At 68.3% G+C, this 14,742-nt stretch carries 10 protein-coding genes; 4 read left to right on the top strand and 6 right to left on the bottom strand.

The features are described from left to right. The first annotated feature begins 19 nt into the window (after positions 1 to 19). From ACODSM_RS10390 to ACODSM_RS10375, 4 genes are all read left to right on the top strand, one after another. Entirely contained in the window at positions 20 to 1,780 is a 1,761-nt protein-coding gene (locus ACODSM_RS10390) for an efflux RND transporter periplasmic adaptor subunit (protein ID WP_488805204.1), read from the top strand. A gap of 54 nt (positions 1,781 to 1,834) precedes the next feature. After that, positions 1,835 to 4,948, top strand: coding sequence for an MdtB/MuxB family multidrug efflux RND transporter permease subunit (locus ACODSM_RS10385; RefSeq protein WP_488805203.1), 3,114 nt, complete (start codon positions 1,835 to 1,837; stop codon positions 4,946 to 4,948). Positions 4,949 to 5,755: 807 nt separating this feature from the next. Then, positions 5,756 to 8,929 (top strand): efflux RND transporter permease subunit, encoded by a 3,174-nt coding sequence (locus tag ACODSM_RS10380; RefSeq protein WP_488805202.1) that lies wholly within the window; start codon positions 5,756 to 5,758, stop codon positions 8,927 to 8,929. Next, positions 8,926 to 10,389 (top strand): efflux transporter outer membrane subunit, encoded by a 1,464-nt coding sequence (locus tag ACODSM_RS10375; protein ID WP_488805201.1) that lies wholly within the window; start codon positions 8,926 to 8,928, stop codon positions 10,387 to 10,389. The genes ACODSM_RS10380 and ACODSM_RS10375 overlap by 4 nt, the downstream gene beginning before the upstream one ends. A gap of 13 nt (positions 10,390 to 10,402) precedes the next feature. Here the strand turns inward: ACODSM_RS10375 and ACODSM_RS10370 are convergent, their stop codons facing one another. The 6 genes from ACODSM_RS10370 to ACODSM_RS10345 all read right to left on the bottom strand — a co-directional run bounded on the left by ACODSM_RS10370 (position 10,403) and on the right by ACODSM_RS10345 (position 14,729). After that, entirely contained in the window at positions 10,403 to 11,278 is an 876-nt protein-coding gene (locus ACODSM_RS10370; RefSeq protein WP_488805200.1) for a LytR/AlgR family response regulator transcription factor, read from the bottom strand. After that, complete coding sequence (locus ACODSM_RS10365; RefSeq protein WP_488805199.1) at positions 11,275 to 12,363, bottom strand: sensor histidine kinase; 1,089 nt, start codon at positions 12,361 to 12,363, stop codon at positions 11,275 to 11,277. Before ACODSM_RS10365 ends, ACODSM_RS10370 begins: the two co-directional genes overlap by 4 nt. Continuing rightward, complete coding sequence (locus ACODSM_RS10360) at positions 12,360 to 12,644, bottom strand: 2TM domain-containing protein (protein WP_488805198.1); 285 nt, start codon at positions 12,642 to 12,644, stop codon at positions 12,360 to 12,362. Before ACODSM_RS10360 ends, ACODSM_RS10365 begins: the two co-directional genes overlap by 4 nt. 63 nt (positions 12,645 to 12,707) lie before the next feature. Further along, on the bottom strand, positions 12,708 to 13,793 hold the full coding sequence (locus tag ACODSM_RS10355; RefSeq protein ID WP_488805197.1) for an alpha/beta hydrolase family protein: 1,086 nt from the start codon (positions 13,791 to 13,793) through the stop codon (positions 12,708 to 12,710). Between the two features lie 37 nt (positions 13,794 to 13,830). Then, complete coding sequence (locus tag ACODSM_RS10350) at positions 13,831 to 14,124, bottom strand: 2TM domain-containing protein (RefSeq protein ID WP_488805196.1); 294 nt, start codon at positions 14,122 to 14,124, stop codon at positions 13,831 to 13,833. A 35-nt stretch (positions 14,125 to 14,159) separates the two neighbouring features. Beyond that, a complete protein-coding gene (locus ACODSM_RS10345; RefSeq protein WP_476018392.1) occupies positions 14,160 to 14,729 on the bottom strand; it encodes a DUF6622 family protein in 570 nt (189 codons plus the stop codon). Positions 14,730 to 14,742: the final 13 nt, after the last annotated feature.

The raw sequence follows: 14,742 nt of genomic DNA, 5'->3' as shown, positions 1-14,742 counted from the left end.
TTCCTCGTTGCGCCCCACCATGCCCCTGAACCGTTCGTTGACCCGTCCACAGAGGCCCGCAAGATTGCAGTCTGGCAAGCTGCGCTGGATCTCCGCGTTGTTACTGGCCTCCGTGGCGCTGGCTGCGGTGGGAGGTGGTGCCTGGTGGTGGAAACAGCGCCAGGATGCAGCGGCCGCGGCCAGCGCTGGTGGTGCTGCCACGGGGCCCAACGCGGCGCGCAAGCCCGGCAGTGGGCCCGGGCGCTTTGGTGGCGGCAATGTACAGCCCGTGTCGGTAGGCACCGTGCAGCGGGGCGATGTGCGGGTGGTGGTGAGTGCCATCGGCACCATGAGCGCCCGCGCCACGGCCGTGGTGCGCGCCAAGGTGAGCGGTGAGCTGACGTCGGTGCGCTTCAAGGAAGGCGACGAGGTGCGTGCAGGTCAGGTGCTGGCCGAGATCGATGCACGCAGCTACCAGGCTGCGCTGTCGCAGGCCCAGGGCACGCTGCAGCGCGACCAGGCGCTGCTCAAGAATGCGCAGCTCGACCTCAAGCGGTATCAGGACCTGCTGGCGCGCGATTCCATCGCCAGCCAGCAGGTGGACACCCAGGCCGCACTGGTGCGCCAGCTGGAGGGTACCGTGGCCTCGGACCAGGCGCAGGTCGATGCCGCGCGCCTGCAACTGAGCTACACCCAGGTCACCGCACCCTTTGCGGGCCGGCTGGGCTTGCGCCAGGCGGACAAGGGCAACGTGGTGGGGCCGAGCGATCCCAACGGCATCGTCACCATCAACCAGGTACGGCCCATTGATGCCGCGTTCTCCGTGCCCGAGGCGCACCTGCCCCAGATGCGCCGCCGCATGGCCGCTGGCGAGGAACTGCCCGTGGAGCTGTGGGACCGCGACAGCCGCCGCCAGTTGGCCAAGGGCCGCGTGGTGGCGCTGGACAACGCCATCGACAGCACCACCGGCACCATCAAGGTCAAGGCCGCTTTTGCCAATGAAGACGGCGCCCTGTACCCCAACCAGTTCGTCAACGTACGCCTGCAGGTCAACCTGCTCCAGGGCGTGCTGACCGTACCGGCCACGGCCGTGCAGAACAACTATGTCTACCTGGTGCAGGAAGACAGCACCGTGACCCAGCGCCGCATCCGCGTGGGCGTGACCGACGGCGACCGCGTGAGCGTCGAAGGCGAGCTGCGCGAGGGTGAGCAGGTGGTCACGGACGGCATCGACCGCCTGCGCGAAGGTGCCAAGGTCGCCGTCATCGATGCCGGTGCTGTCACCCGTGCCGACCAGGCGGCGCAGGACCAGACCGCGCAGCGCCGTGCCTTCATGGCATCCCTGCCCCCCGATGTGCGTGAAAAGCTGCAGAAGATGAGCCCCGAAGAGCGCCGCGCCTTCCTGCGCGAGCGGCGAGTGCAGATGGGCGCGAGCGGCGCAGCGGCTCCGGCATCGGCGGCGTCTGCTGCAGCCTCTTCGGCGTCGGGTATGGGTGCTCCCGCCGCTGCCCCTGCGTCTGCCCCGCAGGCCTCTGCTGCGCCACAACAGCAGCGCAGCGAAGCACCACCCAGAGCAGCTGCACCGCCCGCCCCCCCCGCCGCCCCCGCAGCGCCTGCAGACCGTAGCTCTGAACCCCCGCGGGGCATCCCTCCGCAGGTGAAGGCACTGCTGGACCAGATGCCCGCCGACGAGCGCGCCCGCGTGATGGCAATGCCGCAGGAGGAGCGCCGTGCCTACATCCGCGAGCGGCTGCAACAGCAGCCGCCGTCCCAGGGTGGCGCAGCCAGCCCGGCGCGCTGAGCGCAGCGGCACCCCGGTTTCTCCCCTGCCTGTCTTGCCAGCGCACCCGCCGCCATGAACCTGTCGCGCCTTTTCATCCTGCGCCCCATCGCCACCGCGCTGCTGATGGTGGCGATCCTGATCGCGGGGCTGATGGCCTACCGGCTGCTGCCCACCTCGGCCCTGCCCGAGGTGGACTACCCCACCATCCAGGTCACCACGCTGTACCCGGGCGCCAGCCCCGACGTGATGACCTCCAACGTCACGGCCCCGCTGGAGCGGCAGTTCGGGCAGATGCCGGGGCTGTCGCAAATGTCGTCCACCAGCTCGGGCGGGGCTTCGGTGATCACGCTGCGTTTTGCGCTCGACATGGCGCTGGACGTGGCCGAGCAGCAGGTGCAGGCGGCGATCAACGCGGGCAGCAACCTGCTGCCCAGCGACCTGCCCATGCCCCCGCTGTACAGCAAGGTCAACCCCGCCGATGCGCCCATCCTCACGCTGGCCATCACCTCGCCCTCGCTGCCTGTGATCCGCGTGAACGACCTGGTGGAAAACCGCCTGGCACCCAAACTCTCGCAGGTGCAGGGCGTGGGTCTGGTGGCGATTGCGGGCGGGCGCCGCCCGGCCGTGCGCATCCAGGCCAACCCCACGGCACTGGCGCAGCTCGGCCTCACGCTGGAAGACGTGCGAACCTCCATTGCGGCGGCCAACGTCAAGCAGGCCAAGGGCGGCTTTGACGGCCCGGCCCGTGCATCCACCATCGATGCCAACGACCAGTTGCAGTCGGCGGCCGAATACCGCGACCTCATCATTGCCTTCAAGAACGGCGCCCCGGTGCGCCTGAAGGACGTGGCCGAAACGGTGGACGATGCCGAGAACACGCGCCTCGCCGCCTGGGCGGGCACGGCAGACACCGGGGCCAAGCCCGGCGTGATCCTCAACATCCGCCGCCAGCCCGGTGCCAATGTGATCGACACGGTGGACCGCATCAAGGCCCTGCTGCCGCAACTGCAAAGCACCTTGCCAGCGTCGCTGGATGTGCAGGTGCTGACCGACCGCACAGTAACGGTGCGCGCCTCGGTGCGCGACATGCAGGTGGAGCTGGGCCTGGCCGTGCTGCTGGTGGTGGCGGTCATCTTCGTGTTCCTGCGCAGCCCCTCGGCCACGCTGATCCCGAGCGTGGCCGTGCCGCTGTCGCTCATCGGCACCTGTGGGGTGATGTACCTCGCGGGGTTTTCCATCAATAACCTCACACTGATGGCGCTGACCATCTCCACCGGTTTTGTGGTGGACGATGCCATCGTGATGATCGAGAACATTGCCCGCTATGTGGAAGAGGGCGAGGCACCGCTCGCGGCCGCGCTCAAGGGCTCGCAGCAGATCGGCTTCACCATCATCTCGCTCACGATCTCGCTGATCGCGGTGCTTATCCCGTTGCTGTTCATGGGCGATGTGGTGGGGCGGCTGTTCCATGAGTTCGCCATCACGCTGGCCGTGTCCATTTTGATCTCGGCCGTGGTGTCGCTCACGCTCACCCCCATGCTGTGCGCGCGCCTGCTGCGCCACACGCCGGAGGAGAGCCACGGCCGCCTGTACCGCGCCACGGGCCATTTCTTTGACCGCACCATCGCGGGCTATGGCCGCATGCTGGGCTGGGTGCTGAACCACCGGGGCACCACCTGGCTGGTGTTTGCGGCCACCCTGGCGCTCACCGTGGTGCTGTACCTGTTCATCCCCAAGGGCTTCTTTCCGGTGCAGGACACTGGCACGCTGCAGGCCACCACCGAGGCCGACCAGTCGATCTCGTTTGCCGGCATGGCAGAGCGCCAGCAGGCCGTGGCCGAACGGCTGTTGCAAGACCCTGCCGTGCGCAGCGTCTCGTCGTTCATCGGCGTCGACGGCGCCAACACCACGCTCAACACCGGCCGCCTGCTGATCGACCTGCAGCCGCATGCACAGCGCGACAAGGCCGGTGTGGTGCAGCAGCGCCTAGCCGAGCGTGTGCAGAACCTGCCGGGCATCCGCCTGTTCATCCAGCCCGTGCAGGACCTGACCATCGAAGACCGGGTGGCGCGCACGCAATACCAGTGGCTGCTGTCGTCGCCCGACATGCAGCAGCTGACCACCAGCACCACCGAGCTGCTGCGCCGCCTGCGCGCCTTGCCCGAGCTGACCGAGGTGGCCAGCGACCTGCAGGACCAGGGCCTCCAGGCTTATGTGCAGATCGACCGCGCCCAGGCCAGCCGGCTTGGTGTGACGGTGGCGGGCATCGATGCCGCGCTGTACAACGCCTTCGGCCAGCGGCTGATCTCGACCATCTTCACCCAGTCCAACCAGTACCGCGTGGTGCTGGAGGTGGCGCCGCAGTTCAAGGTGGGGCCCGAGGCGCTGCAGAGCATCTATGTGCCGTCGAGCGCTGGTGCGCCGGTGCCACTGTCGTCGGTGGCGCGTATCGAAGAGCGCAACATGCCGCTGGTGGTGAACCACGTGGGCCAGTTGCCCGCCGCCACCATTTCGTTCAACACCGCTCCGGGCGTGTCGCTGGGCAATGCGGTGGCTGCCATCGAGCGCGAGAAGGCGGCCGTGCAGGCTGAGGGGCAGTTGCCGCTGTCGGTAGAGACGAGCTTCCAGGGCGCGGCGCTGGCGTTCCAGGCGTCGCTGTCGAACACGCTACTGCTGATTTTGGCGGCGGTGGTCACCATGTACATCGTGCTGGGCGTGCTGTACGAGAGCACGGTTCACCCGGTCACGATCTTGTCCACACTGCCCTCGGCCGGGGTGGGCGCACTGCTGGCGTTGATGGCGGCGCGGCTGGACCTGGACATCATTGCCATCATCGGCATCGTGCTGCTGATCGGCATCGTGAAGAAGAACGCGATCATGATGATCGACTTTGCGCTCGAGGCGCAGCGGGACGAGGGCTTGAGTGCGCGCGATGCGATTTATCAGGCGTGTCTGCTGCGGTTTCGGCCCATCTTGATGACGACTTTGGCGGCTTTGCTGGGGGCGTTGCCGATGATGTTGGGGACGGGGGTGGGCAGTGAGCTGCGGCATCCGTTGGGGGTGACGATGGTGGGGGGGCTGATCCTGAGTCAGTTGCTCACGCTGTTCACGACGCCTGTGATTTACCTCACGTTTGAGGGGTGGGCGCAGCGGTGGCGTGGGCGTTCCGAGGTCGTGAATGCCTGAAGCGTTGGCCCTTATGAATAGCCTGCTTGGTTTGAGCGCGGGAGCCGGGTTGTCGCCCCGGCGGGCGAGGTACTTTTCTTTGCTTCGCCAAAGAAAAGTACCCAAAAGAAAGGCGACCCCCAGTCTGCGACCCCTTCGCTGTGCGATGGGGCAAACCTGCGGCGGGGCGGTTACGGGGCGCGCCGTGGAACTCGCTTTGCGCTGCGCGCGCCGCTCGGACAGCCACGGCGAGTCAGTTCACGAGGCATGGGCGCTCCGACGCCCATACTCACCCCGCAACCGCCCCGACGCAGGCGCAGCCAGCAGGGGCGGGGAGCCAAACATCCAAACAGCCGGACATCCATTCGGGCCATCGCTGCGCTCGGCTTGGCCTGCGCAGCGCGTGGCGCTTGCGCCCGCGAGTTGGGGCCGAGCGCAGCGCAGCGAAGCAAAGGCTCGTGTGGATGTTTGGTTCCCCTTGCCCCTCTGGATGCGCCGAGGAGCGCAGGGCTTGGCGGATCAGGGCTCGCGATTGTCTGAGCGAAGCGAGTTCGAGCGAGACCCCGCCAAACCCGAGCACCGCAGGTTGCCCCGGCGCGCAGCGGCGGGGACGCAGACAGTGGGGTCGCCCTTTCTTTGGTTCCTTTCTTTCGGCGACGCGAAAGAAAGGGACTCGCATGCCGGGCGACTCCCGGCCTCCGCCCTCAACAAAGGCACACCACCCAATCAGCGCCCAAAAGAAAACACTACAAAAACAATAGCTACCAGCGCATATCCCACTAGCGCACCCAGCCAAAAACACCCAAAAACCACCCGGAGAGCCCACCCATGAGCCTCTCCACCCCCTTCATCCACCGCCCCATCGGCACCATGCTCCTCACCCTGGGCCTGGCCCTGGCGGGCGCGGTGTCGTTCTTCCTGCTGCCCGTGGCCCCGCTGCCGCAGGTGGACTACCCCACCATCTCGGTCAGCGCCAGCCTGCCCGGCGCCAGCCCCGACACCATGGCCGCCACCGTCGCCACGCCCCTGGAACGGTCGCTGGGCGCCATTGCGGGCGTCACCGAGATCACCTCGCGCTCCATCCTGGGCAGCACCTCCATCACGCTGCAGTTCGACCTGGACCGCAACGTGGACAGCGCCGCGCGCGATGTGCAGGCCGCCATCAACGCCGCACGCACGCTGCTGCCCACGGGCATGCCCAGCAACCCGACCTACCGCAAGGTCAACCCGGCCGACTCGCCCATCATGATCCTGGCGCTCACGTCGGACCTGCTCACACGCGGGCAGATGTACGACGCGGCCTCTACCGTGCTGGCGCAAAAGCTCTCGCAGGTCGAGGGCGTGGGCCAGGCCACGGTGAGCGGCGGCGCGCTGCCCGCCGTGCGGGTGGAGCTGGACCCGGTACGGCTCGCGTCCAACGGCATCTCGCTGGAGCAGGTGCGCAGCGCCATCGTCAGCACCAACGCCAACCGGCCCCTGGGCGCGGTGGAGCGGGAGGACCACTACTGGCAGGTGGCCACCAACGACCAGGCCCGCGTGGCTGCCGACTACGCGCCCCTGGTGCTGCGCTGGAAGAACGGGCAGGCCGTGCGCCTGCAGGACGTGGCCGATGTGGTGGACTCGGTGCAGGACGTGCGCAACTTTGGTGTGGCCAACGGCAAACCGGCGGTGCTGCTGCAGGTCTACAAGCAGCCCGGCGCCAACATCCTCGAAGCCGTGGAGCGCGTGCGCTCGCTGCTGCCCGCGCTGCAGGCGTCCATCCCGGCGGCCATTGATATCGAGGTGGTGTCCGACCGCACCCCCACGCTGCGCGCGTCGGTCAAGGAGGTGGAGCGCGCGTTGCTGATTGCGGTGGCGCTGGTGGTGCTGGTGGTGTTCCTGTTCTTGCGCAACGGGCGCGCCACGCTCATCCCCAGCGTGGCGGTGCCGGTGTCGCTGGCCGGCACGTTTGGCGTGATGTACCTGGCGGGTTATACGCTCGACAACCTCTCGCTCATGGCGCTCACCGTGGCCACGGGCTTTGTGGTGGACGACGCCATCGTGGTGCTGGAGAACATCATGCGCCACATGGAACGGGGCAAGACCGCGCTGAGGGCGTCTCTCGACGGAGCGCGCGAGATCGGCTTCACCGTGGTGTCGATGAGCATTTCGCTGATTGCGGTGTTCGTGCCCATCTTGTTCATGGGCGGCATTGTGGGGCGGTTTTTCCGCGAGTTCGCCATCGTCATGTCCTCGGCCATCCTGGTGTCGATGGTGGTGTCGCTCACCACCACGCCCATGATGTGTGCAGCGCTGCTCAAGCCCCACAGTCCGGCAACGGCGCGGCGCAGGGGCTGGGCTGCGGCCTTCAGCCATCGGATCGGTCGCTGGGTGGATCGTATGCAGGTGCGGGGCATGCGCCTGTACCGCCGCAGCCTGGCCTGGTGCCTGCGCCACCAGCCCGTGGCCTTGCTGGCGCTGGCGTGTGTGGTGGGGCTCAACGTGTACCTCTACACCGCCATCGACAAGGGCTTCATGCCCGAGCAGGACACCGGGCGCATCTCGGGCTTCATCCGGGCCGACCAGGCCACGTCCTACCAGGCCATGGAGCAGCGGCTGCAGCGTTTCCTGTCCATCGTGCAGGCCGACCCGGCCGTGGAGCATGTGACCGGCTTCACGGGCGGCTGGCAGCGCAATGCGGCGCAGATGTTCATGACCCTCAAGCGCGGGCCGGGGCAGGAGAGCTCGGAGACCGTGATAACGCGGCTGCGCGAGCAGCTCAAGAACGAGCCGGGCGCGCGCCTGTTCCTGGTGCCGCAGCGCGACATCCGCATTGGCGGGCGGCAGAGCGGTGCATCCTTCGACTACACCCTGCAGGCCGACGACATTGGCGACCTGCGCACCTGGGAGCCGCGCATCCGCCAGGTGCTGAGCCAGTTGCCCGAGCTGGAGGACGTGAACAGCGACGTGCAGGACTTTGGCCTGCAGACCTCGCTGGTCATCGACCGCGATGCGGTCACGCGCCTGGGCCTGACCATGGCACAGATCGACGCCACGCTGAACAACGCCTTCGGCCAGCGCCAGGTGGGCGTGATCTACAACCCGCTCAACCAGTACCGCGTGGTCATGGAGGCCGCGCCGCGCTACCTGCAGAACCCCGAGACGCTGCGCGGCTTCTTTTTCGTCAACAGCCAGGGGCAGCAGATTCCGCTCACGGCGTTTGCGCGCATCACCAGCACCAATACGCCGCTGTCGGTCAACCACGACCGGGGCACGCCCGCCAGCAGCATTAGCTTCAGCCTGGCGCCGGGGGTGTCGCTTTCGCAGGCCACCGAGGCGGTGAACAACGCGGTGGCCGAGCTGGGCGTGCCGGTGTCGGTGCGCGGCTCGTTCAGCGGCACGGCGGGCGCGTTTCAGGACGCGCTGGCAGGCCAGCCGCTGCTGATCCTGGCAGCCATCATCACCATCTATCTGGTGCTGGGCATGTTGTACGAGAGCCTGGTGCATCCCATCACCATCCTGTCCACACTGCCGTCTGCGGGCGTGGGCGCGTTGCTGGCGCTCATGCTGTTCAAGACCGAGTTCTCGCTCATCGCACTCATTGGCGTGATCCTGCTGATCGGCATCGTGAAGAAGAACGCGATCATGATGATTGACTTTGCCCTCACGCGGCAACGCCAGCAGGGCGAGCCGGGCCGGGCGCCCGTCACGGCCGCGCAGGCCATCTACCGCGCCTGCAACCTGCGGTTGCGCCCCATTTTGATGACCACCGTGGCGGCCATCTTTGGGGCCCTGCCACTGGCCCTGGGGCGGGGCGATGGTGCCGAGCTGCGCCAGCCGCTGGGCATTGCGATTGTGGGCGGCCTGCTGGTAAGCCAGTGGCTCACGCTCTACACCACGCCGGTGGTGTATGTGGCGCTCGACCGGCTGCGTGCGCGCGTGCTGCGCGCGGTGGGGCGGCGACGCAAGCCAGCGGGCGCCGCGCCTGCGGCCCCGGTGGTATTGCAAGGAAACGACGGATGACCTCTTTCACTTTTTCACGTCGGGTCGCCTGGCCTGCGCTGTTGGCCAGCGGCCTGTGGCTGGCGGGCTGCGCGCAGACGCCGCCGTACGAGCGGCCCACCATGGACATTCCTGCCGCTTACAAAGAGCAGGCCGCCGCCCAGGCCCAGGGCATCTGGAAGCCCGCGCAGCCACAGGCCTCCACCGCCTTGCCCGAGACCTGGTGGACCGTGTACGGCGACGCTGTGCTGGACCGCCTGCAGCAGCAGGCCGAGGCCAACAGCCCCACCCTGGCGCAGAGCGCTGCCCGCCTGCGTGCGGCCCAGGCGGCTGTGACCAGCAGTGGCGCTGCGGCCTTGCCCACCGTGGGGGCCAATGCCAGCAGCAGCCGCGCGCGCAGCGGCACGCAGCTGGGCAACCAGGCGGATGGCAGCAGCACCGCGCGCATCAGCACCAGCCATTCGCTGGGCCTGTCTGCCAGCTGGGAGCTGGACCTGTGGGGGCGCGTCTCCGCCGGGGTGAGTGCGGCGCAGGCCAGCGCCCAGGCCAGCGCCGACGACCTGGCCGCTGCGCGCCTGTCGCTGCAGGCGGCCGTGGCGCAGACGTATTTTTCACTGCGTGCAGCCGAGGCACAGGCGGCGCTGCTGGGCGAGACGCTCAAGGCCTACGACCGCAGCTGGGAGCTGACGCGCAACCGCCAGGCGGCGGGTGTGGCCTCCAGCGCCGATGTGGCGCAGGCCGAGGCGCAGTACAAGTCCACCCAGGTGCAACTGCTGGAGGCCCAAACCACGCGCAGCCAGCTGGAACACGCGCTGGCCGCACTGCTGGGGCAGGCGCCTGCCGCCTTTGCGCTGGAGCCCACCGCTGCGCTGCCCGCACCGGCCGATGTGCCCCAGGCCCTGCCGTCCGACCTGCTGCAGCGCCGTCCGGACATTGCTGCTGCAGAACGCCGCGTGGCGGCGGCCAACGCTCAGATTGGCGTGGCGCGCGCGGCGTATTTCCCCACGCTCACGCTGTCGGCAGCGGGCGGATACCGGGGGGTGCCGCTGGCGGATCTGTTCAGCGCGCCCAACCTGTTCTGGTCGCTGGGGCCTGCGCTGGCGGCGTCGATTTTTGATGGCGGCGCGCGCAGTGCTGCGGTAGAGACCGCTCGCGCCAACCACGCGCAGGTCACGGCCGCCTACCGCCAGACGGTGTTGACCGCGCTGCAGGAGGTGGAGGACAACCTCACGGCCGCCGCTGCGCTGGCGCAGGAGGAGCAGCTGCAGCGCGAGGCCACCGCCGCTGCGCAGCGTGCGCTGGACGTGGTGGAGAACCAGTACCGTGCGGGCACCGTGGGTTACCTGAATGTGCTGGCGGCCCAGACCACCGTGCTGTCGTCACAGCGCAGCCTGATCGACGTGAAGAGCCGCCGCCTGACGGCGGTGAATGCGCTGCTGAAGAATGTGGCGGGGCGCTGGGAGGCGCTGCCGCCCGCTTGAACTGAGGGCGCAGCTACATCGCCTTGAACAGGTGCGCGTAGAGGCGGCTCACCGGCAGCCGCTCGGGCCGCCCGCGCAGGCTGATGTGCTGCTTGCCCGCCTCGTCGCGCGTGACGGTGGCAATGGCCGTGGCGCGCACCAGGGTGCTGCGGTGCACCTGCCAGAACTCCTGCGGGTCGAGCTGCTCGATCAGCTCCTTGAGCGCAGTGCGGATCAGGTATTCACGCTCGGCCGTGAGCACGCGCACGTACTTGTCGGCCGCCTCGAAGTACACAACGTCCGCCACCGGCACCATGTGGATCTGCGTGCCATGGCTGGCCTGGATCACGCTCAGCCGCGTTGCGGCGGTGGCAGGCGCGGCGGCGGGTGCAGTGCCCACGCCGGGCGCGCCCAGCAGCGCGCGCAGCTGGGCCATGGTGGCTTCGAGTTCGGGCGAGGGCGACGCTGCCGAAGGTGCAGCGGGCGGTGCGCCGATAGCGGCAACGGCTGAAGCGCGCTGCGCCAGCAGGCCCTGCACCTTGGCCACGGTGCGCGCCAGCCGGTCGGCCTGGATGGGTTTGAGCAGGTAGTCCACCGCCTGGGCTTCAAACGCCTGCACGGCGTACTGGTCGTAGGCGGTAGCAAACACCAGCGCCGGAAAGGGCAGGTCATCCGGCCATGCATCGGCCAGCTCGGCGGCCGCCTCGATGCCGCTCTGGCCGGGCATGCGGATGTCGAAGAACAGCACGTCGGGCCGCAAGTCCAGCGCCTGCCGCACCGCCGAGCGGCCGTCGCCCACCAGGGCCACCACTTGCAGCTCTGGCCATGCGCGGGCCAGGTCTTGCTGCAGGGCAGCGGCTAGCAGCGGTTCGTCTTCGGCAATCAGGGCACGCGGGGCTCGCTCTGTCATGGTGTGGCGGCAGATTTCAAGGGAAACGTGACGGTAGCGCTAGTACCGCTTGGCTGAATAGCTATCAATTCAAGAGTGCCTGCGGCCCCGTGCAGTGTAGCCAGGCGTTCGCGCACCTGGGCCAGGCCAAAGCTCTGGCCGGGGCCCGGGGTGGGCAGGGTGGCGGGCAGGCCCGCCCCGGTGTCTTGCACCTCGATGACCAGCAGCGGGCCGTGGGGGCTTGCCTGGGTGCTGGCGCGCACAGTGATGTGGCCGCCTTCCACCTGGGGCTCCAGCCCGTGGCGGATGGCGTTCTCCACCAGCGGCTGCAGCAGCAGGGGCGGCACCGGCACATCGCGCAGGGCATCGGGCAGGTCCAGGGTGTAGGCCAGGCGCGGCCCCATGCGTACGGCCATCAGCTCCAGGTAGTCACGCAGGCGCTCAAACTCCAGCGCCAGCGGGTGTTGGGTGCTGCGCGATGCGCTGAGCGTGGCGCGCAGGTAGGCAATCATGCGGTCCAGCATGTGCTGCGCCCGGGCCGGGTCGGTGCCGATGAGCACGCGCAGGTTGGCCAGGGTGTTGAACAGCATGTGGGGTTCCAGCTGGGTCTCCAGCAGCTTCAGGCGCGATTCGCTGGCGTGCATGCGCGCCTCGGCCATCTTGCCTTCCAGGTACGCCGACTTGTTGACCGCGTAGAAGTAGAACGTGCCCACCAGCCCCGCAATGGCCGTGATCAGAATGGACGTGCGCTGGTCAGCGCCCGAGATCAAGGAGCCCGCCGGGTAGAAGTGAAAGTAGTGCACGCACAGCGTGTCCGCCAGCAAGGTGCCGGCCAGGTAGCCCACGACGATGCCTACCATGACCAGCGCAATGCCCTGCCAGCCGTGCGGCCAGCCGGTTTCGGCGGCGGACGGTATCAACTCCCGCCCCAAGTCGATGATGGCCCAGGTGAAGGTGCCGATCAGCACCGAATACACCACCGGTGGCCCGTAGGGCTTGTCGGGCATGAAGGTGCACTGGATGGTGGCCACCACCAGGGTGAAGGCCACCACCTGCAGGTAGTGCCGCAGCTTGCTGACCCCGTTGAACTCGTGGCGCAGCTTCATGGCCGGTCTTGGCGGCGCTGCAGGGCCTCGCGCTCGCGCTGCACCATGCGCTCGCGCAGGCTGCTGCCGGAGCCCAGCAGAAACACCGACACCCCATGCAGCACCAGCCCCAGCCCCCAGCCCAGCAGCGGGTACACCGACCACGGGCGTGTGCCAAACGCATAGCGCGACATGGCAAAGATGAGGGCGTTGACCAGCACGAAGGCCATCGCATGCAGGTACCAGCCCAGCTTGGCATGGGCGCGGCGACGGGCGAGTTGGTCGAGCTCTTCGGGTGTCATGGGCGTGGGCCTTTGCATTCTAGGCGGCATGGCGGACACGGCAACGCACCAGCAGGGGCACAGTCATGGGCGTTGCAAAAGGGTCACCGGCGTCACCGTCTGCAGCGGCTGCAGGTGCTTGGCAAAAAAGGCCACGGTGCTTGCGTCCACCTGCGGCAGCACGCTGCGGTCAAAGCCGGGCGGGTCGCCCAGCAGCGCGCGGGTCAGGTCGTTCATGCGCTCCAGCGGTGGCATGGGTGACAGCATGATGCCGTGGCTGCCGTCCTGCAGGTCGGCAATGTGCGTGCAACGGTCCTGGCACGCGGCCAGCACGGCACTGCTGTGAAAGCGGGGGATCTGGTTCACGTCCTTGCCCGCAGTGATGAGCCCTAGCGCGATGCGCGGGTTGGCCAGACTGCCCATGTCGAAGTCGGCTGCAAACGGCACCACGGCCACTGTGGCCGCCACGCGCGGGTCGGTGTGTGCATACAGCGTCTCGTCGCCAAACCGGTGGCGGATGATGGTGATGGCCACGGCCTTCTTGATGCCGTCCAGCCAGTTGCCGTGCAGGCGGGTGGTGAAGCCGACGCAGGACGAAAAATCCTCCGCCAGATGGGCCTCGCAGTGCTGCTTGAAGCGGGCAGGCGACCATTGCCCCCCGGCAAACACCAGGGCGGTGTGGCCCCCGGCCGAGCCGCCGAACACGCCCACCTTGTCCAGCGCCAGCAGCGGCGCCAGGCGCGCATCCTGCGCCACGGCGTCCACGGCGCGGGAGACCTCGGCGGGGCGGCGCTTCCAGCTCTCCGGGCCCGGGGTGGAGTGGTCTTTGTAGTTGTCGCCCGCATGCTCGGGCAGGGCCACCACAAACCCGGCCTGCACCAGCGCACGGGCCAGGTCGGTGTGCACCCAGGGGCTGCCGCCCGAGCCGTGCGACACCACCACCAGCCGGCCGTTACCCGGCACGGGTGTGCCCTGCCAGGCCAGCTGCAGCGCAAAGGGGCCGCGCTGCACGGGCTGGTCGGCCTCTTGTGCGGGGTAGAACACCGTGACGGGGCCGTCGCCCTGCTGTCCGGGCAACTCTGCGAGGCCCACGCCCGCATGGGCAGGGCTCGCCGTGATGACTGCTGCGGCCAGCAAGGCAAGGCACCAGGCCATCCAGGTTTTCGTCATGGCCGTGTTTGGGCTGGAAGGAGTCATTATTGGCCGATCAGCGGGTGTTTTGTGCAGCGGCCAGGCGGTCACGTTCTGCCTGCACCATGCGCTCGTGCAGGTTGCTGCCGCCCGCCAGAAAGAACACCATCACGCCGTGGATGGCCAGGCCAATGCCCCAGCCCAGCGCAGGGAACACCGCCCAGTACCGCCCGCTGCCCACCGACAAGGCAACCAGCAGCAGGTTGACGAGCAGGTACACGCTGGCATGGATGTACCAGCCCATTTTGGCCCCAGCGCGGCGGCGGGCCAGGCGTTCGATGGGGTCGGTCGTGAGAGTGTGGTTGCGCATGGGATGCTCCTGTGCAGAGGGATGTTTGTGAGAGATCAGGCGGTGGCGGGTGACGTGGCCAGGGGGGCGCTGCGTTGCACCAGCTTCCACAGCCGCAGCGCGCGGGCCGCAAACAGGCCGTTGAACACGCCATACAGCGCGGCGATCTGCAGCGCAAAGCCGCTGTCACGGGCCAGCGCGGGTTGCAGTGCCAGTTCCACCCCCACGAGATATTTGGTGAGGAAGATGCCCAGGATCAGGGCCAGCGGCATGGCGCTTCCCGGAATGTAGAAGCAGCGCGACTTGCTTTCGTACAGCGTGCCCTGGGGCGCCGCTGGTTGCAGCCACAGCGCCACGCCGGCAATCAGCACGCCGGCGGCCAGCCAGGCGCCCACCGGCAGCAGGGCCTGGCCTGCGGCGCCAAAGGCCGAGGCGATGCCGTACACCGACAGGCCGGTCATCGCCACTGGCATGACCATGGCCCGCACCAGGCTCACGTTGCGGGCCAGCAGCTGGCTGCCGCCCAGCCAGAGCAGCCCGGCCAGCAGGGCCCAGACCCAGTAGGGCGTGTTTTCGATGATGCGACCCAGCATCTGGGGTTGTTGGACAAGAAGGTTGAGCAGCATGGTGGTCGTCCTG

This window comes from Acidovorax sp. FG42 (genome assembly GCF_057809195.1).
This window is presented reverse-complemented; position numbering and strand designations above follow the sequence as displayed.

Bases quoted from the DNA above. Each gene is read 5' to 3' on its own strand.
- ACODSM_RS10390 (WP_488805204.1), top strand. From the start codon at position 20: ATGCCCCTGAACCGTTCGTTGACCCGTCCACAGAGGCCCGCAAGATTG.
- ACODSM_RS10360 (WP_488805198.1), bottom strand. From the start codon at position 12,644: ATGACACCCGAAGAGCTCGACCAACTCGCCCGTCGCCGCGCCCATGCC.
- ACODSM_RS10345 (WP_476018392.1), bottom strand. From the start codon at position 14,729: ATGCTGCTCAACCTTCTTGTCCAACAACCCCAGATGCTGGGTCGCATC.
- ACODSM_RS10375 (WP_488805201.1), top strand. From the start codon at position 8,926: ATGACCTCTTTCACTTTTTCACGTCGGGTCGCCTGGCCTGCGCTGTTG.
- ACODSM_RS10385 (WP_488805203.1), top strand. From the start codon at position 1,835: ATGAACCTGTCGCGCCTTTTCATCCTGCGCCCCATCGCCACCGCGCTG.
- ACODSM_RS10350 (WP_488805196.1), bottom strand. From the start codon at position 14,124: ATGCGCAACCACACTCTCACGACCGACCCCATCGAACGCCTGGCCCGC.
- ACODSM_RS10370 (WP_488805200.1), bottom strand. From the start codon at position 11,278: ATGACAGAGCGAGCCCCGCGTGCCCTGATTGCCGAAGACGAACCGCTG.
- ACODSM_RS10380 (WP_488805202.1), top strand. From the start codon at position 5,756: ATGAGCCTCTCCACCCCCTTCATCCACCGCCCCATCGGCACCATGCTC.
- ACODSM_RS10355 (WP_488805197.1), bottom strand. From the start codon at position 13,793: ATGACGAAAACCTGGATGGCCTGGTGCCTTGCCTTGCTGGCCGCAGCA.
- ACODSM_RS10365 (WP_488805199.1), bottom strand. From the start codon at position 12,363: ATGAAGCTGCGCCACGAGTTCAACGGGGTCAGCAAGCTGCGGCACTAC.